Raw genomic sequence first — 20,758 nt, forward strand, 5'->3', positions numbered from 1 at the left:
TCCGGCTATGAGAGTAGCCGTGATTTTGCTTGCCGCCGCCGCAATCGCGCTCGGCTGTTATGACATCGCGAACCCGTACCGCGCCGGAATGTTCGGCTTTGATTTTCATACGTCGAACAACGGCGATCAAGTCGTCACGAAGATCTATCCCGGGTCGCCCGTCGAACGAGCCGGGTTGCGCCCGGGGGACGTTATTCCGTGGAGTAAGGTATCGGCGCGAACGAGTTTTGACTCCTCGTTCAGGCGAACCGGCCAAACGATAGCCTTTCCGGTCGTTCGGGACGGAAAGACCGCGGAGATGAGCATCGTTGCGGCAGAGTATACGAGCATTAAGCCGATCGAAGAGGGGCCGCTGGCGCTCGCCATTCTGATCATCTTTGCCGCGACCGGCGTCCTGGTTATTCTGCGCGGCGCGGATCGCAAGACCGCGCACTGGCTCGCGTTTTTCTTAGCGGGCTACGCGATGCAGATGGCCTTCTTTTGGTTTTCGGACGTGGCGCCGTCGCCCGGCCTTTCGTTCGCAGGCAGCCTGCTCGGCAATGCCGTGAGTTGGGCGAACGCATATCTGATTCTGCTCTTAGTCGCGCACTTTCCGCCATTCAACTCCCGCTTCCGCACCGTACTGCGCAAGATTATGCTCCCGGCTGTCTCGGTGGCTGCACTCGTACAAATGTGGATCTATCTCGTCGATGTTTATCCGCGCACGCAGTTGTTTGAAATTGCGGGATCGTCGAGCCCCGCATGGTTTCAGCAGCTTGTCTGGGCCTTCATCTCGTTCCTGACGGTGGCGGCCGCCATCGAAGGCATGTTGCGCGTCGACGAAGAGCACCGCGCGCAGATGCGCTGGGTCGGGGGCGCGGTCATCCTGTCGGAGTCGAGCTGGCTGATCATGAATTTTTCGTTGCTGATCAATCCGAATCCGCAATCGTGGTTTCCGGTCATGTCGCTCTTTCAGGACGTGCCGCTGTTGGCGATCGCATACGCCATCTTACGCCACCGGCTCGTCGACATCAGCATCGTCTTCAGCCGCGCCGCGGTCTTCGGTTTTGTTTCGATTACGCTGGTCGCGCTTTTTATCGCCGGCGAATGGGTGGCTGCGCAGATTCTGGAGCGGGGCCTTGGCGCCGATGCGGCCAACGGGTGGCTCGGCAAGATCGTCCCGCTCGCGATCGCGCTGGCCGTCGGCCTTTCCGCGCGCTCGATTCACGGCGCCGTCGAGAAGCGGCTGAACGTCTTCTTTTTTGCGCGGCGCGAGAGGTCGCTCGCCGCGCTGCGCCGTTTGGCGCTCGAAGCCGACGTCGTAACCAACAAACAGTCGCTGCTCGATTTAACATACGAATCGGTTCGCGACAACATCGAGGGCCGCTACGCCGCAATCTACCTCTTGACCGGCACGGAGTACGAGCGCACGCGATCCTCGGACGACGGTCTCCCCCCGCACCTCGATATGAACGATCCGGTGGTCGTGCGGCTGCGCCGCTGGAACGAGCCGTTCGAAGTCGAGCTCGGCGAACACGGATTAAGTGAGGCGCTCTTGCTACCCATGACCGTGCGCGGCGCGTTGCTCGGAGCGATCGTGTGTGGTCCCAAGCGTGAACGCACGCATTATTTAGCGGAAGAGATCGATGCGCTGGCGCTGGTAGCTCACCGCGCCGGGACTACATACGAACTACTCGTTCGCGAAGGCCCCAAAACCGGTGCCGCGGGCATCGACGTCAGCGTACTACGCGAACTCATTCGCGCCGAACTGCAGGCGTTGAGCGCTGCGCCGACATAAGAGGCGGCGATGCCCGCACGCACGTTCGCCAGCGACAACAACGCGCCGATTGCCGCCGAAATTCTGAAGGCGATCGCTGACGCCAACGACGGCGATGCGGTCGGCTACGGACACGACGATTATACCGAACGGGCTCGCGCGAGATTTGCCGAGATTTTCGGAGCGTCGAGCGAGACATATTTCACGTTCAATGGCACGGGCGCCAATGTCGTCGCATTAAGTTGCCTGACGCAGCCGTATGAAGCTGTCATCTGCCCCGCGACGGCGCATTTGCAAACGGATGAATGCGGCGCTTTCGAACGGTTTACCGGGTGCAAGATTCTTCCGGTTGCGACGGCGGATGGAAAGATTTCAATCGAAGCGCTCGCGCCGTTCGCGCATATGTCGCGCGAGGAGCATTACGTGCAGCCGCGCGTTCTATCGATCTCGCAATCCACGGAATTTGGAACGCTCTACGAACCGGCTGAGATTCGGGAACTCTGCGACTTCGCGCACAAGCAAGGGTGGTACGTGCATATGGACGGAGCGCGAATTTCAAATGCGGCCGCCGCACTGGGACTAGGCCTGCGCGAAGCGACCCGAGACTTGGGCGTTGACGTCCTCTCGTTCGGCGGAACGAAGAACGGACTGCTCGGCGGCGAGGCGGTCGTCTTTTTCGACAAGAAAATCCATAAGGGCGCGGCGCCGTTTGCGCACAAGCAAGCCATGCAACTCGCCTCGAAAATGCGGTTCATCGCCGCGCAGTTTCTCGCACTGCTCGAAAACGATCGCTGGCTGAAGTATGCCTCGCACGCCAATGCGATGACCAAACGGCTCGAGCAGCGCATTCTCAAAATCGCAGCTGTGCGCATCACCCGGCCGGTGCGCTGTAACGCCATCTTCGCAACGCTCGATCGCGAAGCCATCAAACGCATCCAGGAACGCTGCTTCTTCTTCGTCTTCGACGAATCGGTTCCCGAGGTGCGCTGGATGACGCACCACGCGACGCGCGAGGAAGACGTCAACGCATTTGCCGCTCTGGTCGAAGAGGCGGTTAAGTAGAGACGAGTTTGCGGCTCAAAGCATTGAGTTCGCGGGAGCGCCACCGGAGTTCGTAATTTGCCTTCAATAGGACGTTTCGCGCCCGCACAAGCGGCGGTTGCGCAGCGCGCGCCAGCTCGAGCGCCCGGGCTTGATCGGCCGCGTACTCCGCGCGCAGTCGAGCGATCGCCGATTGCGCGGCCGGCGGGTGCTCGCCCGTAAAACGCAAGACGTCGGGCCATATTCGTTTGAAGTAGACCGCCGGATCCAACGAATCGAGCGCTTCTTCCGGAACGGTTTCGCCCCTTTGCCCCAAACTCGAGTAGTGCCGTCCTTTTTCGGCGTGGCGGCGCGCCGGCAGCACGTGCCCGTAGTGCGCGTAGACGTACGGCAGCGCGAGACGTTTGCCGTTTAATCCCACGAGCTGTTCGTGGACGTTGCCCACCCATCGCGCGCCCGGGTTGAACCGGAAAAACGCCATGCGTCTTTCGATCGATGTATACAGATCGAACGATTGGAAGAAATGCCACGTGTATCCGTCCACGAAATCATACGCGGCGGGAACCTCGCCGAGATTACGGGTGATGCAGCGGACGGTTTCACCGTGAACTTCGTCGGCATCGACGAATGCGATCCACGTTCCCGCGCCCGTGCGGGCATGAACGTCCAAACACCGGTTGCGAGCCGTCGAAAAATCTACGAACGGTGCGCGATCGACAAAGAGCCGATCGTGGTCGCCAAACCAACTCTCGCGCAGGGTGGCGTCGTGCGGGGACGGATCCGAGCCGTTGTCGTTGACGATCAGCGAATCGACGGCGCCGCTGAGCGATTCCAACAGAGCCGCTAAGAAAGGCTCCTCGCGCGCACCGAGGATCAGATGCGCCGCTACGCGTTCCGCGCTCATTGGGCCGCCACCTCAAGCGCTGCCAGCGTTTGCGCAGTTGCCCCATCCCAAGAAAATTTCGCGGCTTGGACGGGACCGCGCCTTGCCAGATCGGCGCGTAAATTCTCGTCGACCGCAATTCGCCCGAGTGCAGACCCCCAAGCAGCTGAATCTTGCGGCGAGTCAACGTACTGCGCGGCGTCGCCGCAGACTTCGGGCAGTGACGAGGCTCGCGAAACGATCGCCGGCGTACCGCACGCTAGCGCCTCAAGCGCGGGCAGTCCAAAGCCTTCATACAATGAGGGAAGCGCAAGACACAAAGCGCCGCGATAGAGATCGCGCAATTCGAGAGCGGGCACGTTGCGCAGGGCGACGACGTCGTCGAGGGCTTTGTCCGGTCCAACCATTACCAGCGCAATGCCTCGCGGCACAAGCGATTCGCGCCAAGCTTCAATGAGAACCTCGACGTTTTTGTGCGCTTCGAGCGTACCCACGTACAGAACATACTGTTGACCGCGCAGCGCAGGCGGCAGCGCCTTCGGTTCGCCCGGCGAGAACAGTGAGTCCGCCGCCAGCGGCACGACCTCGATGCGATGCGCCGCGACCCGCAAGTGTTTCTCAATCTCGCCCTTCGTGAATCCGGAATCCGCCAGAATTCGATCCGCCGTGCGCGCGGATAGTTCGAACGGCTCTTGTTGCGATCGACGCGCGCGCACGTCCGGATCCGGGAACGCGAACGGTACGACGTCGTGCATCGTCACGACGTTGCGCGTTGCGCCCGTGAAAAACGTTCCGTTCCAAGGATGCCACGCGACGTCCGCCGTGCGCGGAATGCGCGATGCGACGTGAAACGCGGTCGAACCCAGCTCCGCCGCAAGCGCGCGTTTCTTCAGAGTAGGAAGCGGATGGCGAACGAGCAAAGTCAGCTCGCAAGCGCCGTTCTTGAGCATCCGCGATAAAACGGCTCGCAGATAGACGCCGATTCCCCGGCGATCGGCTAACAGGTTATGAGCGTCTACCGCGACGTGCACGCAGTTGGAGTATGCTGAATGCGTCCCATCACCCTGTACCTGGTAGCGTTTGCTCGATGATTCGAGTCGGCGTCGACGCGTGGAACCTGACCGGAGATTACCGCGGTATCGGACGCTACGTGCGCGCGCTCTTGGACGAGTGGCAGCGCGGTTTCGCCGATCGCATCGAGCCGGTGCTGGTCGTGCCCGAGTGGCACACCTGGACGGTCGCACGGCTTTATCGAGCTGAAACAGGAGATCACAGGTTTGCGGTTCGTTCGCGGCGGCACCACGGGCGTTCCAAACTGGACGCGCTGTGGTTTCCGTTCAACGGTCCGAGCTGGTCGCAGTTTACCCTTCCCGCCGTCGCGACGCTGCACGATGCGTCGACGTTTGTTCTGCCCGGATTTGACGACGCGGCGCGCGCGACGTTTCGTTTGGCCGCGGAGCGTTGCCGGCAAATCGTCACCGATTCGGAGTTTTCGAAGACTGAATTGATGCGCGAGCTGCACCTGCCCGAGTCGGTCATTACCGCCATCCCGCTCGGCATCGGCGCACCGTTGCCGGAGAAACCGGTGCAGCTTCCCGCCGGCGCAACCGGGCGGTTTGCACTTTTCGTCGGCGAAAACGACCCGCGCAAAGGTTTGGATACGCTGCGCGAGGCTCTGAAAATGTTAGCCGCTGACGGCCTCACGATACCGCTCGTCGTTGCCGGTAAGAGCTCGGAGTTGGGACACGTGGACGATGCTACCTTAGCCGCGCTTTATCGCGCTTGCGCAGTCTTTGTGTATCCGTCGCGCTATGAAGGTTTCGGGTTGCCGGTTTTGGAGGCGATGAATTACGGAGCTCCGGTCATCGCATCGTCCGCCGCTTCGATCCCGGAAGCCGGCGGCGACGCGCCACTTTACGTTCCACCCGGCGACGCGGCAGCGCTTGCCGGCGCCCTCCGGCGCGTTTGGAACGATCCCGAGCTGGCGTCGCAAATGCGCGAACGCGGGTTTGCGCGCGTTCGAGAGATGTCGTGGCGCCGGACGGCGCAGCGCACGCTCGAAGTACTCGAATCTGCCGCCCGATGAATCGTATACACTTGGCGACGGCGCTGGTGCGCCGCGGCGATACGATTCTGCTCGTGGCGTCAACGTACCCGAATCAGCCGCAGCCGTTGTGGAATCTTCCCGGCGGCCGCCAACTCGACGGCGAACTTCTGTCGGAAACGGCGCTACGCGAGCTGCATGAGGAGACGGGCTTCCAAGGAACGCTCGGCGAGCTCTGCTACGTGAGCGAATCCTACGACGGCGATACGCACTTCGCGAATTTCACTTTCGCGGTGAATGTCTCTCCAAACGACCCTTCGCTTCCGCTCAGGGCCGCTCGCTCCGCTCGCGGTCCTTCGATACCTCAGGATGACAATAGCACTCACCATGACACGAAAGACCACGTTGTCGGCGTGGAGTGGGTGCCGATCGCAGCGTTAGCCGAACGGATCGCCGTGGCGGTCGTGCGCGAGCCGCTGCTCGCATATCTGCGGGGCGAGCTAAAAGGCTATGCCGGATATGCCGAGGCCGGCATCTCGATCGTTTTTCCCGATTGAAGCCAGCGGCTGCGCTCGAGCCGGTGGATCAGCACATCGACCGGCCGTCCGCTGACGGTGGCGCCGCGCGGCACGACGCCGTCGGAGTGAAAGTTCAAACGATCGAGCAAACGGCGTGACGCCAGATTCTCCGGAACACAAAATGCCTGCACGCGCGAGAGTTTGGCGCTCTCGAACGCTTCCGCCAGCAACGCGCGTACCGCTTCCGTCGCAAAGCCGCGCTGCCGGTGCTCGCGCAAAACGCTGTAGCCGATCTCACCCGCGCCAGGTTCCCGCTCGGCGATTCGCAGCGATACCCAGCCCGCCGCATTCCGCGAACCGGCCGGCCTTATCAGCCACTCGAACCGGCCGTTGGCGCCGGGGATGAGTCTCCGCGGACGCGCCGCGACCATCTCGCCGAACATCTTCAGACCGACCTTCGGCAGATCTTGATAGGTGCGCAGATCCGGCTGCTGCAGCAGATGCCAGAGCTGCGCAAAGTTCCGGGGAGTCACCGGAACCAGCCGCAGACGGTCGGTTTGAATCGCTCGCATGGCCTTTTAAGAGTTTACCAATTCCCCGCCCCCGATGTTGCGGAACCGGCCGCTCGTCGTGATTGACGGGCATGGAAGTTACGTTCGCCGGCACGGTCAGCAGCATGCCCACCTATTTTTTCGGGACGCGGACGCGCTGCGAGCATGAGACCTTCGACGTGCAGACGGCCTCCGGCCCCATCAGGGTCATCGACAATGTGGACATCGCTCCGCCGGTTCCCGTTCGTCCCGGCGATCGCGTCGAGGTTCGGGGCGAGATGGTACACGATCGAGGGTCTCTGCCCATCGTGCACTGGACCCATCACGATCCCCAGGGCCGTCACGTGGACGGCTTTATTCGCCTCCGCGGGCGTGTGTACGCATAGTGCGGCCGGCCGAAATTAGCTCGGGGATCGTGACGAAGCGGTAGCCGCGCTTCTTTAGCTCCTCGACGATCATGCGCGTGGCGGCGATGTCCGCGCTCCGGTCGCAGATGTGCGGGCTAAGGTGCTGCGCGCCGCAGAGCATGCCGCGGTTGCCGTCGTGCAGCACGACGATCGACCCGTCCTCGACGCCGGCGACGACCCGCTGCGCGATGAGCTCCGCCGAGGGATATTCCCAGTCGCGCGCCAGCGGCGCCGACCACATCACCACGGTGTATCCGAGACGCTGCGCGGTCTGCATGACGCTCCAGTCGCGCGAGCCGAACGGCGGCCGCAGCAAACGGGTCCGAACCCCGGCCGCGGCGCGGATGGCCGCGTCGGTGCGCTCGATGGACTGCACGACCTGGCCTGGTGAGAGCACGACCAGATGGCTGTGATCCCAACTGTGATTGCCGACCGCGTCACCGTCGCGCACTTCGCGCCGAACAACGTGCGGATATGCCTGCACGGCCCGGCCGACCAGGAAGAACGTCGCATGCACGTGCTCCCGCTCGAGCACCTCGAGGATGCGATCCGTGTACGGGGGGTTGGGACCGTCATCAAAGGTCAGCGCGACGACGCGTTCGTTCGTCGGCCCCTGCGTCAGCGTGCGGCCGAAGAGCTGATTGCCGGGCTGTTCTGAAACTTCGTAAGAAGCGAAGCCAAGCAGTCCCAGTGCGGCCACCACGGCCAGTATGCGGAGCGCGATCAATGGGAGTTTCGAACCAGAGCCTGCGCCCTTTGAATCTTTTGCCGGAACGAGGGCGGTCCAAATGCCCGAAACGCTCGAACGATCTTTTCAAAGCGCGGATCGGCCAGCGACGTGCTCTGGAGTTTCAAGAGATCGGGCGTCGGGCTGTTCTTGCTGAGCCGGATCTCGTACTGCCGGCCCGCCGTGACGGCCCAATAATGCGGGTCGGTGAACGTAATGGTGCGCGAGCCTTCTTGCCGGTTGGCGATCTCGTGGACGTAGATGGTGTAGTTGACGTCCGTGTTGCCGCGAGGCGGCCGGTTCGTCAGCTGCCAGACGCCGTCTTGGACGACCTCTTCGAAGAAGAACGTCATCTCGTACCGTTTGGCCGGCAGCATCGTGACCGTCACCACTTTGCCCGAGTAGCCGGTAATCTTGTACTGCGCGCTTGAGATGCCGTTGTTGTTGTGGATGGTGTACTGCTCTTGGTAGATCGGCGGATTGCTATAGGCGATGGTCAGCCGCAGGTCGAGCACCGTCGGCGCCTGCAGCACCTTGGAGACCTCCGGTTTATTTTGAAAGTCCGGCCATTTGATGAAAATCGTTCCCGCGACCAGGAAGACGATGCAAAAAATGAAGAGTGCGGTGGGCAGCCAGGGGCGGCGCATCCCTCGGGTTACGGACCGGGCCGGGAGGCCTCCTGGTCGAGGACGCGATTGACGACCGCGTCGGCCAGCGCGTTTTCTTTGCGCGGAATATGACGCACGTCAACATGCGCGAACTTGCGGAGAAGGCTCTTTACACGCACGTGCAGCGGCTGCAGGTCGGGGTGCTTGACGCGATACTCGCCGGAGATCTGACGTACCACGAGTTCACTGTCGAGGCGCACCGCCAAGCTGGCGACGCCGTGTTCGATTGCCGCTTCCAGCCCCAGCTTCAGCGCCGTCCACTCGGCGACGTTATTGGTAGCCACGCCTAAAAAATGTCCGACTTCGTGGAGGATGCGGCCGTCGGGCGCGACGAGCACCGCGCCTGATGCAGCCGGCCCCGGATTTCCGCGCGAGCCGCCGTCGGCAAAAAGTGTCGCTTCAACGGGTGGGGGCGCGATCAGCCTGTCCATTAAGGAATCTCGGGCTGGCGGGATTCGAACCCACGATCTCCTGACCCCCAGTCAGGCGCGATAACCAAGCTTCGCTACAGCCCGACGCCGGAAAAGCAAACGGACGAGCACCTTCGCCGACTCGACGAAACGTGCCCGCCCGCGAATTCCGCGGTAGTCAGCGGACGGATGCTTAGCGCTTACGCCTCTTCTTAGCGCCGGATTTTCTGGAACCGCCGCGACCGCCGCTTACGGCTTCCTTCAGCGCTTTACCGGCGACAAAAGCCGGCACTTTGCGTGCCGGGATCTTAATCTTCGCTCCGGTTTTGGGGTTCCGGCCCTCGCGCGCTTTCCGGTTACGCACTTTGAATCGTCCAAATGGCGTGAGAGCGACGTCATCACCCTTTTGCAGCGCCGACGTGATCTCGTCGAGGATCAGGTCGACAATTTCCGTCGCTTGCCGCTTTGTGAGTTCGGATTCGGTGGCAACGGAATCTACGATTTCGGCTTTCGTCAAGTGAGAATCTCCTCCAACGGCACTAGTACGAGTTTTTTTCTGGCCGCCTGGGTCTTATACGCAGGTACCCTGCGGCCTCCTTCCCGATTTTGACTGACAAACCCATATTTTATCGGGTCGCGGCGCGCAACGCCAACAGATAGGAATCGGCGCCGAAGCCGCTGATCGTTCCGGTGCAGACGGCCGAAACGACGCTGACGCGGCGAAAAGATTCGCGCGCAAAGATATTCGAGAGATGAACTTCGATCACCGGAATACCGATCGCTTCGATGGCGTCGGCGATCGCGTACGCGTAGTGCGTGTACGCGCCGGGGTTGATGATAATTGCGTCGTATTTTCCGCGAGCCGCGTGCAGCTCGTCCACGATCGCGCCTTCCGAGTTGTGCTGCGCGCTGCGCACCTCGATCTTTAACTCGCCGGCGAGCTTAGCGATCTGCGCGTCGATCTGCTCGAGCGTCTGCGTGCCGTACACCTCAGGCTTGCGTTCGCCGAGCAAATTCAGATTCGGCCCGTGAATAACCAGGACTCGCATGCCGCGCCTTTCGGGGAGGAAACAGGGCGAACCTCGGGGCATTGCGGCCCGGGTCATGCGCGATCTCATCATCAGCGCGTCGGCGCCCGACGACGGTTTCGCGGTTGTGGTCGGGGTGACGACGGAACTCGTTCGCGAAACGCAGCGGCGCCACGGTTTGAGCCCCACGGCGACGGCCGCGGCCGGCCGTCTGATTACGGGCGCCGCGCTGCTGGGAGCCGGGCTCAAGGACGAACTGCGGATCTCACTGCAGATAGCGGGCGATGGCCCGCTGCGCGGCGTCGTCGCGGACGCGTGGCTCGCGGGCGAGGATCGCATCGGCGCACGCGGCTACACAAAGGTTTCGCGCGTCGAGCTTCCGTTAAATCAAGCGGGCAAGTTCGACGTCGCCGGAGCACTCGGAAGCGGCACACTGCACGTAACCAAAGCGTCCGAGGAAGGCCAGCCGTATTCCGGCGTCGTTCCGCTGCAAAGCGGGGAGATCGCCGAAGATCTCGCCGCATACTTGCTCAAGTCCGAGCAAATTCCGAGCGTCGTCGCGCTCGGCGTTCTCGCCGGTCCGACCGGCGTCGTAGCGGCCGGCGGCGCGATCGCGCAACTCTTGCCGGGCGCGAACGAGCGCACGATCGCCGCACTCGAAGAACGCGCGCTGGCGATGCCGCCGATCACCCAACTCATCTCTGAAGGCGCCGACGCACATGCACTCCTGCACGCAATAGCGGGAGGCGCCGCGTTGCGATCGCACCGCACGCTCGACGTCACGTTTTTGTGCCGGTGCACGCGCGAAAAAGTCGAGACGGCATTGGCCGGCCTAGGAGCGGACGAACTTCAAAAGATGGCGCGTGAACGTCCCGAAACCGAAGCGACGTGTGAGTTCTGCAAAAAGCTCTACGTATTCACCTCCGCGGAGTTAAACGAACTGGTTAGCCTCTTGAAAAAAGCGTAGGCGGCGGGTCGCGATAGGGATCGATGCGCTCCCAGAATGCCTCGCGAATTTTTCCGGAGACGTTTTCGTACCACCAGCCGCACTCGCACTTGATTGGCGGACCGCCCGGTACGGGATATGGGTAGTCACGCTTACAGCGCTTGCAGACAAATCGTTTTTCATCACTCATTTGGCAGTACTTTCACAAATTTTCGCGAGCCGACGGAGATCATCGCGGGCGCATCCAACGACGGCCAGGACGCCTTCGGGTCTTCGACAACTAAACCATTGATGCGCACGCCATTCCCGGCCACAAGCCGTTCGGCTGCCCTCTTGCTTTCCGCTAGCCCGACCGAGACCATGACGTCGATAACACGGAGCGCGTTACCTCGCTTGACTTCAGGCACGTTTTCGGTCGGCAGCTCGCGCTTCTGGACCGTCCGTTCGAAGTATTCGCGCGCCGTCTTCGCGGCCTCGGCACCGTGATAACGGGCGACGACCTCTTCGGCGACCTTCTTCTTTTCATCCATGGGATGAGCTTTGCCGTTTTGTAACGCGTGTGACAGCTGCGCGCACTCGGCCTCGGGACGGAATGCCGCGAGGCGTGCGTAGCGCGAAATCATCTCGTCCGCGATCCGCATGAGCTTGCCGAACTGCTGCTCGGGCGGCTCGATCAGACCGACGTAATTGCCGGCAGTTTTCGACATCTTCTTCTGACCGTCCAGCCCTTCGAGCAGCGGCACGGTCAAGCAAACTTGCTCGCGCTGCCCCGCTTCGCGCTGGTACTGCCGGCCCATCAAGAGATTGAAGAGTTGATCGTTTCCGCCGAGCTCGACGTCGGCGTGCAGCGCGATGCTGTCATAAGCTTGCGCGATAGGATATAAAAACTCGTGCAGCGCGATCGGCGTGCCCTCGGTGTAGCGGTCGCGAAAGTCTTCACGCTCGAGCATCTGTGCGACCGTCACTTGTGAGAGCAGCCGCAGCAGGTCCGCCGATGTGAGCCGGTCCAGCCAGGTAGAGTTGTACTCCAAACGCACGCGCTCCATGTCGAGCACCTTGCCGGCTTGCTCGGCGTACGTGCGCATGTTCGTCGTGATCTCGGCGGTCGTTAGCGGAGGACGGAGCTCGTTGCGGCCGGACGGGTCTCCAATTCGCGCCGTGAACGATCCGATCACCAGGACGACGCTGTGTCCGCCTTCGACGAATTGCTGCAACTTTCGCAGGACCACCGCGTGGCCCAGATGCAGATCGGGCGAGGTCGGATCGAGGCCGAGCTTTACGGTAAGCGGCTTGCCTTCGGAAAGCCGCTCTTGGAGTTCACGTTTGGTTTCGACATGATCGAAACCGTCAAGCAGTTCATCGAGATCGGGCATCGTCAGCGCAATTCAAAGACGGTAACGCCGCCGCCTCCCTCGTTTTCGTCGCCGTACCGAACGTTCTTCACCTGCGGGTGTGCGCTCAAGAATTCTTGCAGGCCGCGGCCCAGCATGCCGGTTCCTTTGCCGTGAATCAAACGCAGCGGCGAATTGCCCGCGAGGACGGCCTCGTCGATCCATTGGTCCACCAGCGGCTCGGCCTCCGCGTACCGTTTCCCGCGGACGTCGAGCTGCGAGACGGTCTTTGAGGCGGCCTCGAGTTTCGTATCGGCGGCCTGCGATCCCGATCCGCGCTGCAGCGCCGCACCGGTCCGGCGCACATCGTTCTTTTGCACGACCGTTTTCATGGGACCGATCGCGACCAGCACCGTCTCGCCGTTATCCGCAATCACGGTTCCGTCTTGCGCCAACGATATGATGCGCACGGTGTCGCCATCGGCGAGCACTTCACTGCCCCTTCGACTGCGCTCAGGGTCCTTCGATACCTCAGGATGACTAGATAGGCCCAGATCCTGATGCATGTCCTCGAGCGTGCGCTGCAACAGCTCGGCCTGTCCGCGCGTGATCTTCGGCTGCGCGCGCGGCTCGCCGGCTCGCGAGGCGGCCAGGCGTTCCGCAAACTCTTTCAGCGTCTTCTGCAAGCGCGCATCCGCGCTTTCGGCAAAGGCGCGGCGCTCACGCTCCAGCGCTTCCGTGCGCGCGCGCAGGTTCGTTTGCAGCGTTCCGACGTGTCCGCGCTCGCGTTCGACGGCTTCGCGTTCTTTCTGCAGCTTCGCGTTTAAGTCGGAGAGCTGGGCCAGCGCGCGCTCGTAGTCCCGGTCGCGCGTGCTCAAGAGTTCCTCGGCTCGCGCGATGACCTCGGAGCTGATGCCCAGCGAGCGGGCTAGCGGAAACGCCAGCGATTGTCCGGGCGTCCCGACGTCCAAATGAAAAGTCGGCGCAAAACTTTGCGGATCGAACCGCACGCTCGCGTTGATGACTCCGGGCGTTTCATGCGCGAAGAGTTTGAGTTCGGTGCTGTGCGTCGTCACGATCGCGCAGGCGCGCACAGCTAGGAGTCTTTCGAGCATCGCAATCGCCAGCGCCGCGCCGCTGGTCGGCTCCGTGCCGCCGCCGATCTCGTCGACCAGCACGAGCGACGCCGGCCCGGCCTGCGCGAATATATCCCGCATTCTCGCAAGGTGCGCCGAAAACGTCGAGGTGTTGGCCGCGATCGACTGCTCGTCGCCGATGTCCGCAAAGACGCGTGTGAACTGTCCGATGCGCGTTCCGTCCGCGGCGGGAACGTGCATTCCCGAATACGTCATGAGCACGAACAGGCCGACCATTTTGAGCGCAACGGTTTTTCCACCCATGTTCGGGCCGCTGATCACGAGCAGTCGCGTGCTATCGTCCAAGGTAAGCGATTGCGGCACCGCGCGGCCGCCGAGCAGCGGATGGCGCCCGCCGATCACGGTCACGCCGGCCGCCTCGATCAGTTCGGGCGCGCGCGCATCCATCGCGTCGGCAATCTTGGCTTTGGCGACCAGCACGTCGAGCTCCGCGAGCATTTCGACGTTGGCCTCTATCTGCGCGGCTTCCGCGCCAACCTGTCGCGAGAGCTGATCGAGGATGCGTTGAACTTCACGCTCTTCCTCGATGCGCAGCGTACGCACGCGGTTGTTGGCGTCCAGCGCGGCGAGCGGCTCCACGAACAGTGTCTGGCCGCTGGAGCTGGTGTCGTGCACGATGCCGGGCACGTCCGCGCTGAACTCGGACTTGACGGGAACGACGAAGCGCCCCTCGCGGATCGTCACGACGCTGTCTTGAATAGCGCGCGCGTATTTGGGTGAACGAAGCAGCGCGTGCACGCGATCGCGCGCTTCGCTTTGCGCTTGGGAAAGATTCTTTCGGATGCGCGCCAGCGCGGGAGAGGCGCGGTCCGCAACCGTCCCCCGCTCCTCGATTGCGTCGCCGATCGCCCGCTGCAGATCTTTGAGCGGCCGGTAAGCGGCGGTTATCGCGGCCAGGGCTTCTCCCGGCGCCTCGCGCGTCTTATTGTAGGCCGCGGCCGCAGCGCCGATCGCATCGGCAACCCCACGCAGTTCCGCCGGTGAAAGCGACGTGCCGATAGACGCGCGTTGCGTCAGATCGCTCGTGTCAACTGCCGGCAGCACGTGCATATCCACTGCAGCGACGAGATCGCGCACGAGGCTCGTCGCCGCTTGTTCGCGGCGCACGCGCTCGAAATCGTTGAATGGCTCCAGCGCCTGCGCGCGCTGCCGGCCGCGCGCGGTGACGGATTGCCCGACCACGCGCTCGCGCACGGCTGCAAAATCCAGCGCGTCGAGCGTCCGGGTATCGGCGAGCGTTACGTCTTGCGCTTGTGAAGGATGAATTGATTGCCCTCCGGGTCGTAGGCAAACATCATCTGGCAGACGGGGGTGTCGGTCAAATCGTCGTCGCTGTCGACCTTAGCACCCGCCTCGCGGGCGATTTGTGCCGTCGCCGTCAGGTCGTCGACGCCGAACATCACGCTGCCGCTACGGCCGCCCGTCTTGCCGCCCGCATTGTAAATTCCGAACGCCGAATCGTCGGCGAGCGTCCATTCCGCTAAGCGTGGCATTTCGACCGTGGGCGCACCGAGGATCTTGCTGTAAAACGCGGTCATCTTTGCCAGGTCAACGACCGTATAATAATTTGCATCCGTAGCTATGACAGCCATCTTCTCTCCTTAGTCGAGTTCTTTGCGCAAGAGCTCGTTGACGAGCGCCGGATTCGCTTTGCCGCGTGAGGCCTTCATCACTTGGCCCGTGAGGAAGCCCAAGATATTCGTTTTTCCACTCTTGTAGTCGGCCACGGCTTTTGGATTTTCCGCCAGCACGGCGGCAACGAAACGTCCGATCTCGCCGGCGTCGCTGGTCTGCGCCAAGCCGTCCTTCTCAACCATTGCCTTGGGCGAGCCTTCACCGGCCCACATGCGCTCCAAAAGTTCTTTGGCGATCTTCGAATTGATTGTCTTGGCCTCGACGAGTTCGATCAACTCCGCCAGCTGCGCGGGCGTGACCGGCGACGCCTGGACGGCGACGCCCGTTTCGTTGGCCAGCCGCGAAAGATCGCCCAAGACGAAATTCGTGCTTTGCTGCGCGTTGCCGCTCGCCGCAACGGCTTCATCAAAGTATTGCGCCAGCGGCACGTTGTCTATCAACTGCGTCGCCTGCTTCGGATCGAGTTTGTACTCGCTCAGGTAGCGCTCGAACCTCTGCGCCGGCAGCGGTGGAATCGTCTTTCGCAAATTTTCGATAAGTGCGGCGTCGATCTCGATCGGCACCAGGTCCGGATCCGGGAAATAGCGGTAGTCGTGGGCCTCTTCTTTGCTGCGCATCGAGTGCGTGACGCCCTGGCTCTCGTCCCAGCCGCGCGTCTCCTGAACGATCCGCCCGCCTGACTCCAAGATTTCAGTCTGGCGCGCGATCTCACTGTCGATCGCACGCAAAACGGAGCGAAACGAGTTCATGTTCTTGATCTCGGTCTTCGTGCCGAGCGCGGTCGAGCCAACGGGGCGAATCGAGACGTTGGCATCGCACCGCAGCGAGCCTTCCTCCATCTTCACGTCGCTGACTCCCAGCAGCACGAAGGTGCGCTTAAGCGCTTCCAGATATCCGACAGCTTCCTGCGCGCTGCGCAAGTCGGGCTCGGAGACGCACTCCATCAGCGGGACGCCCGCGCGGTTAAAGTCGATCAGCGAGTAGGCGCTGCCGGCAATGCGTCCGTCGCCGCCCGCGTGCATGGACTTTCCCGTATCTTCCTCTAAATGGATGCGCGTGAGCCGGCATTCTTTTATGGTGCCGTCATCGAGCCAGTAGCGCACCGAGCCGCCCAGGGTCAGCGGCATGTCGTACTGCGAGATCTGATAGTCTTTGGGCATGTCCGGATAAAAGTAGTTCTTGCGATCGAACTTTGAAAATGCCGGAATCTCGGCGCCGAACGCCAGCCCGGCGCGAATCATGTGCTCGATTGCAGCTTTGTTCGCAACTGGAAGCGCCCCGGGCAGCGCCAGGCAAACCGGACACACCTTCGTATTGGGCTCGCCGCCGAACTCGTTGGCGCAGCCGCAAAACATTTTGCTGCGCGTCGTCAGTTCGACGTGACATTCGATGCCGATAACGGCTTCGTACTTCGTTGGCGCGATCATAACGCCACCGCAAGCTGCGAAGCGTAGTGAGTCGCCTGCTCGTAAGCGTGCGCGGCGGCCAGCAGCTTTGCTTCCTCGAACAGCGGCGCGCAGAGCTGCAGTCCCATCGGCAGCTGCGGCTTTCCGGCATAGCCGCACGGCACCGAGAGCGCCGGCAAACCCGCCAGCGACATGGGAATCGTGTAATAATCCATCATGTACATGCTGTAGGGATCGCTCTTTGCGTTGAACTCAAACGGCGGGCCGCTGGTCGCGGGGGCTGCGATAAGGTCGCAGCGTTCGAACGCTTTGCGGAAATCCTGCGCGAACATCGTGCGCGCTTTTTGCGCCTTGACGTAATAGGCGTCGTAGTAGCCGCTCGACAGCGCATAGGTGCCGATGAGAATGCGCCGCTTCACCTCCGCGCCGAAGCCCGCCGACCGCGTCTTCTCGTACATCTGCCCGACGTCGTCGCCTTCGACTCGCAGACCGTACCGCACGCCGTCGAACCGCGCCAAATTGCTGCTGCATTCCGCCGGTGCTATTAAATAGTAGGTCGCCAGTCCATAATCGGCCGACGGCAGCGAGACTTCGACGATTTCAGCGCCCAGGTCCGTGAGTTCCGAATACGCACGCCGGTAGAGCGCATCGATCTCCGGCCCCAGCTTTTCCGTTACAAACTCCTTGACGACGCCGATCTTCAGGCCTTTCAAATCCGTTCGCAGCCCGGCAGCAGCCGGTTCGACCGGACGGTCGATGCTTGTCGAATCCATCGGGTCGTGTCCGGCCATCGCGTCGTACGCCAGCGCGGCGTCTTCAACCGTGCGCGTGAGCGGACCGATTTGATCCAAGCTCGAGGCAAAAGCGATCAAGCCGTAGCGTGAAACACGTCCGTAGGTCGGCTTGAATCCGACGATGTTGCAAAACGCGCCCGGCTCCCGAATCGATCCGCCGGTATCGCTCCCCAATCCGATCGCCGCTTCGAATCCGCCGACGGCTGCCGCCGGTCCGCCCGAGCTGCCGCCGGGAACGCGCGCTAAATCGTAAGGATTGCGCGTCACGCCGAGAGCGCTGTTTTCACAGGAGCTGCCCATCGCAAATTCGTCCAGGTTGGCTTTGCCGATGGGAATGCCGCCCGCGTCCAGGATTCGCTGTACCGCCGTGGCCGTGTACGGTGCGATCCAGTTTTCCAAGATCTTCGACCCGGCAGTCGTGCGCGTGCCGGTCAAGCACATGTTGTCTTTGATGGCGACCGGAACGCCGGCCAACGGAAGCTTTTCTCCGGCCGCAACGCGTTCGTCCACGCGCTGCGCGCTGCGGCGGGCCAGCTCGTGCAGGCGCGTCAGATAGCTGCCGACGCGATCGTCAACTTCATCGACGCGCGCCAGGACCGCTTCGGTCACCTCGGATGCCGAGAGACGTTTTGCGCCGACTTCCCGCGCGATCTCCGCGGCGGAGCGGCGAACCAGCTCGTTCATGGCTCGGCGATGATCCGCGGCACGCGGAAGAACCCGCCTTGGCGCTGCGGAGCCATTGAGAGCACCGTTTCACGATCGAGGCACGCGCTAATCTCGTCGGCGCGCTCGACATTTCGCGATTCGACTACTTGCGCGGTGGCCGGAACCGAAGCAGTGTCCAATTCGGAGAGCACGTTCACGTGCTCCAGCAGATCGCCCAACTGCTCGCCGAAGCGCGCGACCTCTTCCTCGCTGAGCGCAATGCGCGCGAGTTTGGCGACGTGACGGATGTCAATTTTTTCAGCCAACTTCAAACCAATTCCAGAATTGCCAGCGCTTCGACGTGACCGGTCTGCGGAAACATGTCGAACGGCTGCACTTCCTTGATTCCGTACCCTTTAGCGCCGAGAAACTTCAAATCCCGGGCGAGTGTCGCCGGATCGCAGGACAGGTACCAAATCGCGGGAATCCGGCGAGCCGCAATCGCTCCGAGCGTGGCCTCATCGCTCCCCTTGCGAGGCGGGTCGAGGAAGACGAGATCGGCGGCCGCCAGTTCCTTGGCAACGTCCGGGCGCCGCAGCGCGGACTGAACGGTGCCTTGATGAAAGCCCGCGGCCTGTTCGAGTCCGTTGAGTTTGGCGTTGTCGCGCGCCTCGGCGACGGCCTGCGGGTGCTCTTCGATTCCAAGCACCGTGCTGCCGTGCTTGGCGAAGAATAACGAAAACGTGCCGGCGCCGCAATAGAGATCGAGTATTTTGCGCGGCTCTCCCAGCCGCGGTTCCACGTGCGCGAAGATCCGCTCGACGATAGCCACGTTCACCTGAAAGAACGAACTCGCCGATACGCGGTAGCGCACGCCGGCAATCGATTCCTCGATCTGAGCCGAGCCCGCGAGCGCCTGTTGTTTGCGGCCGAGAATCGCGTTCGCGCCCGGCGGATCGTAGGAGTTCGTCAAACCTGCTACGTTGTCTAAAGTGCGGACAATCGCGTCCGCGCGATCTTTCAATTTTTCCGACAGCCGATCGGTCGTAAGCGTCACAACCACCTGGCCGTTCCTCGCGGAGCGCGCGACGACGTGCCGCGCTTCGTTCACCGCGTCTGCGGTGCCGGGGGCGGCCTTTGCGCGGTTCAAGCGATCGATCTGCGCGTCGAGACGCGGTTCGACAATCGGGCACGCGTCGATCTGTACGACGTCGTGCGAACGCTGCTTGTAGAAGCCGACCCGCTCGCACGAACGCTCGACGACGAGCGACATCTTATTGCGGTAGCCGCGCGGAGACTCCATCCCGATCGCCTCTGCGACAACGGCGTCTCCGAAACCGCCGATGCGGGCGAGAGCGTTGCGCACGACGTTGGTCTTCCACGCGAGTTGCGCCGGATACGCGAGATGCTGCAGCTGGCACCCGCCGCACGTTCCGAAGACCCGGCAGAACGGCTCGACCCGCTCGGCCGAAGTCTGCGTGAGCTCTATCAGGTCCGCCACAGCATACTTTGGTTTAACTTCTGTGATGCGAACGCGAGCGTGTTCCCGCGGCAGCGGGCCGGAGCAAAACACAACAATGCCGTCCGCCCGGCCGACGGCCTGGCCGTTGGCGAGCAGATCGGTGAAAACGAGATCGAGTTCTACGCCGGGATTAACGCTGATCGTCAAGCGTCTTGAGAAGTTGGTTGGCCTCGTCTATCAGTTGTTGTATCCGCCGGCTCGTCGGGTCGGCAGGCCGGCGCGAGAGCGCCGCGCGGATCAGCGCGAACGCGAGTGCGGCAGAGAGCCCCGCGACGCCAACCCAAACGAGCGTACGGGCAATGTTGCCGTCGCGATTTTCTCGTGAGCCGTCGTTTCCGTTCGTGTCGATATCGTCCATAGGCTGCGCGTGCATCAACTTAGGTCTGCTCCCTTGGATTGCTTCGGCGTCGTCATGAGGAATGTCTTTTTGCACCACGGAAGATCGCACGTATGAAAATGAACGCCGTGCTTCTTGCCGCGGCCGTTGCGTTCGTACCCAGTTCTGCTTCCACCGTCTCGGTCGCCTATGCCGGTTCGCTCGTCGCCACGATGGAGGGGCCCGTGGCTCACGCGTTGCTGGAGCGGACGGGCATCCACTTTTCGGGCGAAGCGAAAGGCAGCCGCGCGCTGGCGAACCTTATCCGCGCGGGTCTGCGCCATCCGGACGTCTTCATCAGCGCAGACCCCGCACTGCTGAAAGGCCTGGCACCCACGTACGTGGTTTTCGGCTCCGCGCGCATGGTCATCGCCTATTCGGACAAATCGCCGCAGGCGAGCCTTTTCGCCGCTGCAGGCAAGGGAAATGCGTCGCTGCTTGCCCTGCTTACCGCACCCGGCGTGCGCGTCGGCCGGACGGATCCGCAGCTCGATCCAAAAGGCGCGCGGACGATTCGAGCGATCGGCCTGCTCGGAAAGCACGAAGGGCGCGCTGCGCTCGCGAACACACTGCTCGCCAACGCGCAAGTGTTTCCCGAGGAAGACTTAGCCGTGCGCGTCGAGACCGGCGAACTCGACGCGGCCTTCTTTTATTCGACCGAAACGGGGCCCCTCAAACTGCACACGATCGAGCTGCCCGGCGCCGCGAATCTTTCTGACGAGATCACGTATGCCGTTGCCGTGCTGCCGCACGCCGCTCATCCGGCGGCCGCCGCCGCGTTCATGAATTTTCTGCTGAACGGCGACGGCAAGACCGTCCTCGAGGCGGCCGGCGTCCGGTACTTCGCGCATCCACGCGTCTTTAAAGGAAAGCAGTCAGCCTGAGATCCTTTGTACGGCGCGAACGCGCCGAG

Annotated in this window: 23 protein-coding genes and 1 tRNA gene; 7 read left to right on the forward strand and 17 right to left on the reverse strand. The window is 62.4% G+C overall.

The window, feature by feature from the left end; genetic code table 11:
• The first annotated feature begins 7 nt into the window (after positions 1 to 7).
• Both VFO29_07375 and VFO29_07380 read left to right on the forward strand, forming a co-directional pair.
• The gene (locus VFO29_07375; protein ID HET9393320.1) at positions 8 to 1,777 is read left to right on the forward strand and encodes a GAF domain-containing protein; all 1,770 of its coding nucleotides are present in this window, start codon (positions 8 to 10) and stop codon (positions 1,775 to 1,777) included.
• Positions 1,778 to 1,786: 9 nt separating this feature from the next.
• Positions 1,787 to 2,818: an aminotransferase class V-fold PLP-dependent enzyme gene (locus VFO29_07380; GenBank protein HET9393321.1), complete on the forward strand. Its 1,032-nt coding sequence runs from the start codon at positions 1,787 to 1,789 to the stop codon at positions 2,816 to 2,818.
• Here VFO29_07380 and VFO29_07385 read toward each other — a convergent pair.
• Positions 2,811 to 3,701, reverse strand: coding sequence for a hypothetical protein (locus VFO29_07385; protein ID HET9393322.1), 891 nt, complete (start codon positions 3,699 to 3,701; stop codon positions 2,811 to 2,813). The genes VFO29_07380 and VFO29_07385 overlap by 8 nt on opposite strands.
• The gene (locus VFO29_07390) at positions 3,698 to 4,711 is read right to left on the reverse strand and encodes a glycosyltransferase family 1 protein (GenBank protein HET9393323.1); all 1,014 of its coding nucleotides are present in this window, start codon (positions 4,709 to 4,711) and stop codon (positions 3,698 to 3,700) included. The genes VFO29_07385 and VFO29_07390 overlap by 4 nt, the downstream gene beginning before the upstream one ends.
• 56 nt (positions 4,712 to 4,767) lie before the next feature.
• On the opposite strand from VFO29_07390, the gene VFO29_07395 reads away from it, so the two are divergent.
• Together VFO29_07395 and VFO29_07400 are read left to right on the forward strand one after the other, a co-directional pair.
• On the forward strand, positions 4,768 to 5,766 hold the full coding sequence (locus VFO29_07395) for a glycosyltransferase family 1 protein (protein ID HET9393324.1): 999 nt from the start codon (positions 4,768 to 4,770) through the stop codon (positions 5,764 to 5,766).
• Entirely contained in the window at positions 5,763 to 6,281 is a 519-nt protein-coding gene (locus VFO29_07400; GenBank protein ID HET9393325.1) for an NUDIX hydrolase, read from the forward strand. Before VFO29_07395 ends, VFO29_07400 begins: the two co-directional genes overlap by 4 nt.
• Here the strand turns inward: VFO29_07400 and VFO29_07405 are convergent.
• Positions 6,233 to 6,814 carry a GNAT family N-acetyltransferase gene (locus VFO29_07405; GenBank protein HET9393326.1) on the reverse strand — a complete coding sequence of 194 codons (582 nt, stop codon included), beginning with the start codon at positions 6,812 to 6,814 and terminating at the stop codon, positions 6,233 to 6,235. The two genes, VFO29_07400 and VFO29_07405, sit on opposite strands and share 49 nt — an antisense overlap.
• Positions 6,815 to 6,885: 71 nt before the next feature.
• Here VFO29_07405 and VFO29_07410 point away from each other — a divergent pair, with 71 nt between their 5' ends.
• Positions 6,886 to 7,179, forward strand: a complete 294-nt coding sequence (locus VFO29_07410) for a DUF3465 domain-containing protein (protein ID HET9393327.1) — start codon at positions 6,886 to 6,888, stop codon at positions 7,177 to 7,179.
• Here VFO29_07410 and VFO29_07415 read toward each other — a convergent pair.
• From VFO29_07415 to aroQ, 6 genes are all read right to left on the reverse strand, one after another.
• On the reverse strand, positions 7,148 to 7,927 hold the full coding sequence (locus VFO29_07415; GenBank protein ID HET9393328.1) for a polysaccharide deacetylase family protein: 780 nt from the start codon (positions 7,925 to 7,927) through the stop codon (positions 7,148 to 7,150). The genes VFO29_07410 and VFO29_07415 overlap by 32 nt on opposite strands.
• A complete protein-coding gene (locus tag VFO29_07420) occupies positions 7,924 to 8,574 on the reverse strand; it encodes a hypothetical protein (GenBank protein ID HET9393329.1) in 651 nt (216 codons plus the stop codon). The genes VFO29_07415 and VFO29_07420 overlap by 4 nt, the downstream gene beginning before the upstream one ends.
• Before the next feature lie 8 nt (positions 8,575 to 8,582).
• On the reverse strand, positions 8,583 to 9,026 hold the full coding sequence (locus VFO29_07425) for a ribonuclease HI family protein (protein HET9393330.1): 444 nt from the start codon (positions 9,024 to 9,026) through the stop codon (positions 8,583 to 8,585).
• Positions 9,027 to 9,035: 9 nt separating this feature from the next.
• Positions 9,036 to 9,110, reverse strand: a tRNA-Pro gene (locus VFO29_07430).
• An 88-nt stretch (positions 9,111 to 9,198) separates the two neighbouring features.
• Complete coding sequence (locus VFO29_07435; GenBank protein HET9393331.1) at positions 9,199 to 9,522, reverse strand: HU family DNA-binding protein; 324 nt, start codon at positions 9,520 to 9,522, stop codon at positions 9,199 to 9,201.
• 109 nt (positions 9,523 to 9,631) lie between these two features.
• On the reverse strand, positions 9,632 to 10,054 hold the full coding sequence (gene aroQ, locus VFO29_07440) for a type II 3-dehydroquinate dehydratase (protein HET9393332.1): 423 nt from the start codon (positions 10,052 to 10,054) through the stop codon (positions 9,632 to 9,634).
• Between the two features lie 55 nt (positions 10,055 to 10,109).
• On the opposite strand from aroQ, the gene hslO reads away from it, so the two are divergent.
• Positions 10,110 to 11,000, forward strand: a complete 891-nt coding sequence (hslO, locus tag VFO29_07445; GenBank protein ID HET9393333.1) for an Hsp33 family molecular chaperone HslO — start codon at positions 10,110 to 10,112, stop codon at positions 10,998 to 11,000.
• Positions 11,001 to 11,161: 161 nt separating this feature from the next.
• Here hslO and tyrS read toward each other — a convergent pair whose 3' ends face one another.
• The 8 genes from tyrS to VFO29_07485 are packed head-to-tail and all read right to left on the reverse strand — an operon-like array spanning position 11,162 to position 19,842.
• Positions 11,162 to 12,352 carry a tyrosine--tRNA ligase gene (tyrS, locus tag VFO29_07450; protein HET9393334.1) on the reverse strand — a complete coding sequence of 397 codons (1,191 nt, stop codon included), beginning with the start codon at positions 12,350 to 12,352 and terminating at the stop codon, positions 11,162 to 11,164.
• 2 nt (positions 12,353 to 12,354) lie between these two features.
• Positions 12,355 to 14,772 carry an endonuclease MutS2 gene (locus VFO29_07455; GenBank protein ID HET9393335.1) on the reverse strand — a complete coding sequence of 806 codons (2,418 nt, stop codon included), beginning with the start codon at positions 14,770 to 14,772 and terminating at the stop codon, positions 12,355 to 12,357.
• Positions 14,706 to 15,059 (reverse strand): VOC family protein, encoded by a 354-nt coding sequence (locus VFO29_07460; GenBank protein ID HET9393336.1) that lies wholly within the window; start codon positions 15,057 to 15,059, stop codon positions 14,706 to 14,708. Before VFO29_07460 ends, VFO29_07455 begins: the two co-directional genes overlap by 67 nt.
• A gap of 9 nt (positions 15,060 to 15,068) precedes the next feature.
• Positions 15,069 to 16,529, reverse strand: coding sequence for an Asp-tRNA(Asn)/Glu-tRNA(Gln) amidotransferase subunit GatB (gene gatB, locus VFO29_07465; protein HET9393337.1), 1,461 nt, complete (start codon positions 16,527 to 16,529; stop codon positions 15,069 to 15,071).
• Positions 16,526 to 17,986 carry an Asp-tRNA(Asn)/Glu-tRNA(Gln) amidotransferase subunit GatA gene (gene gatA / locus VFO29_07470; protein HET9393338.1) on the reverse strand — a complete coding sequence of 487 codons (1,461 nt, stop codon included), beginning with the start codon at positions 17,984 to 17,986 and terminating at the stop codon, positions 16,526 to 16,528. The genes gatB and gatA overlap by 4 nt, the downstream gene beginning before the upstream one ends.
• Positions 17,983 to 18,273, reverse strand: a complete 291-nt coding sequence (gene gatC, locus VFO29_07475; GenBank protein HET9393339.1) for an Asp-tRNA(Asn)/Glu-tRNA(Gln) amidotransferase subunit GatC — start codon at positions 18,271 to 18,273, stop codon at positions 17,983 to 17,985. The genes gatA and gatC overlap by 4 nt, the downstream gene beginning before the upstream one ends.
• 2 nt (positions 18,274 to 18,275) lie before the next feature.
• Positions 18,276 to 19,616: a 23S rRNA (uracil(1939)-C(5))-methyltransferase RlmD gene (rlmD, locus tag VFO29_07480; protein ID HET9393340.1), complete on the reverse strand. Its 1,341-nt coding sequence runs from the start codon at positions 19,614 to 19,616 to the stop codon at positions 18,276 to 18,278.
• Positions 19,600 to 19,842: a hypothetical protein gene (locus VFO29_07485; protein ID HET9393341.1), complete on the reverse strand. Its 243-nt coding sequence runs from the start codon at positions 19,840 to 19,842 to the stop codon at positions 19,600 to 19,602. The genes rlmD and VFO29_07485 overlap by 17 nt, the downstream gene beginning before the upstream one ends.
• A 77-nt stretch (positions 19,843 to 19,919) precedes the next feature.
• Between VFO29_07485 and VFO29_07490 the strand changes: the two genes are divergently transcribed.
• Positions 19,920 to 20,729, forward strand: coding sequence for a substrate-binding domain-containing protein (locus VFO29_07490; GenBank protein ID HET9393342.1), 810 nt, complete (start codon positions 19,920 to 19,922; stop codon positions 20,727 to 20,729).
• Positions 20,730 to 20,758 lie beyond the last annotated feature (29 nt).

The sequence above is a fragment of the Candidatus Rubrimentiphilum sp. genome, from assembly GCA_035710515.1.
GTDB lineage: Bacteria > Vulcanimicrobiota > Vulcanimicrobiia > Vulcanimicrobiales > Vulcanimicrobiaceae > Rubrimentiphilum.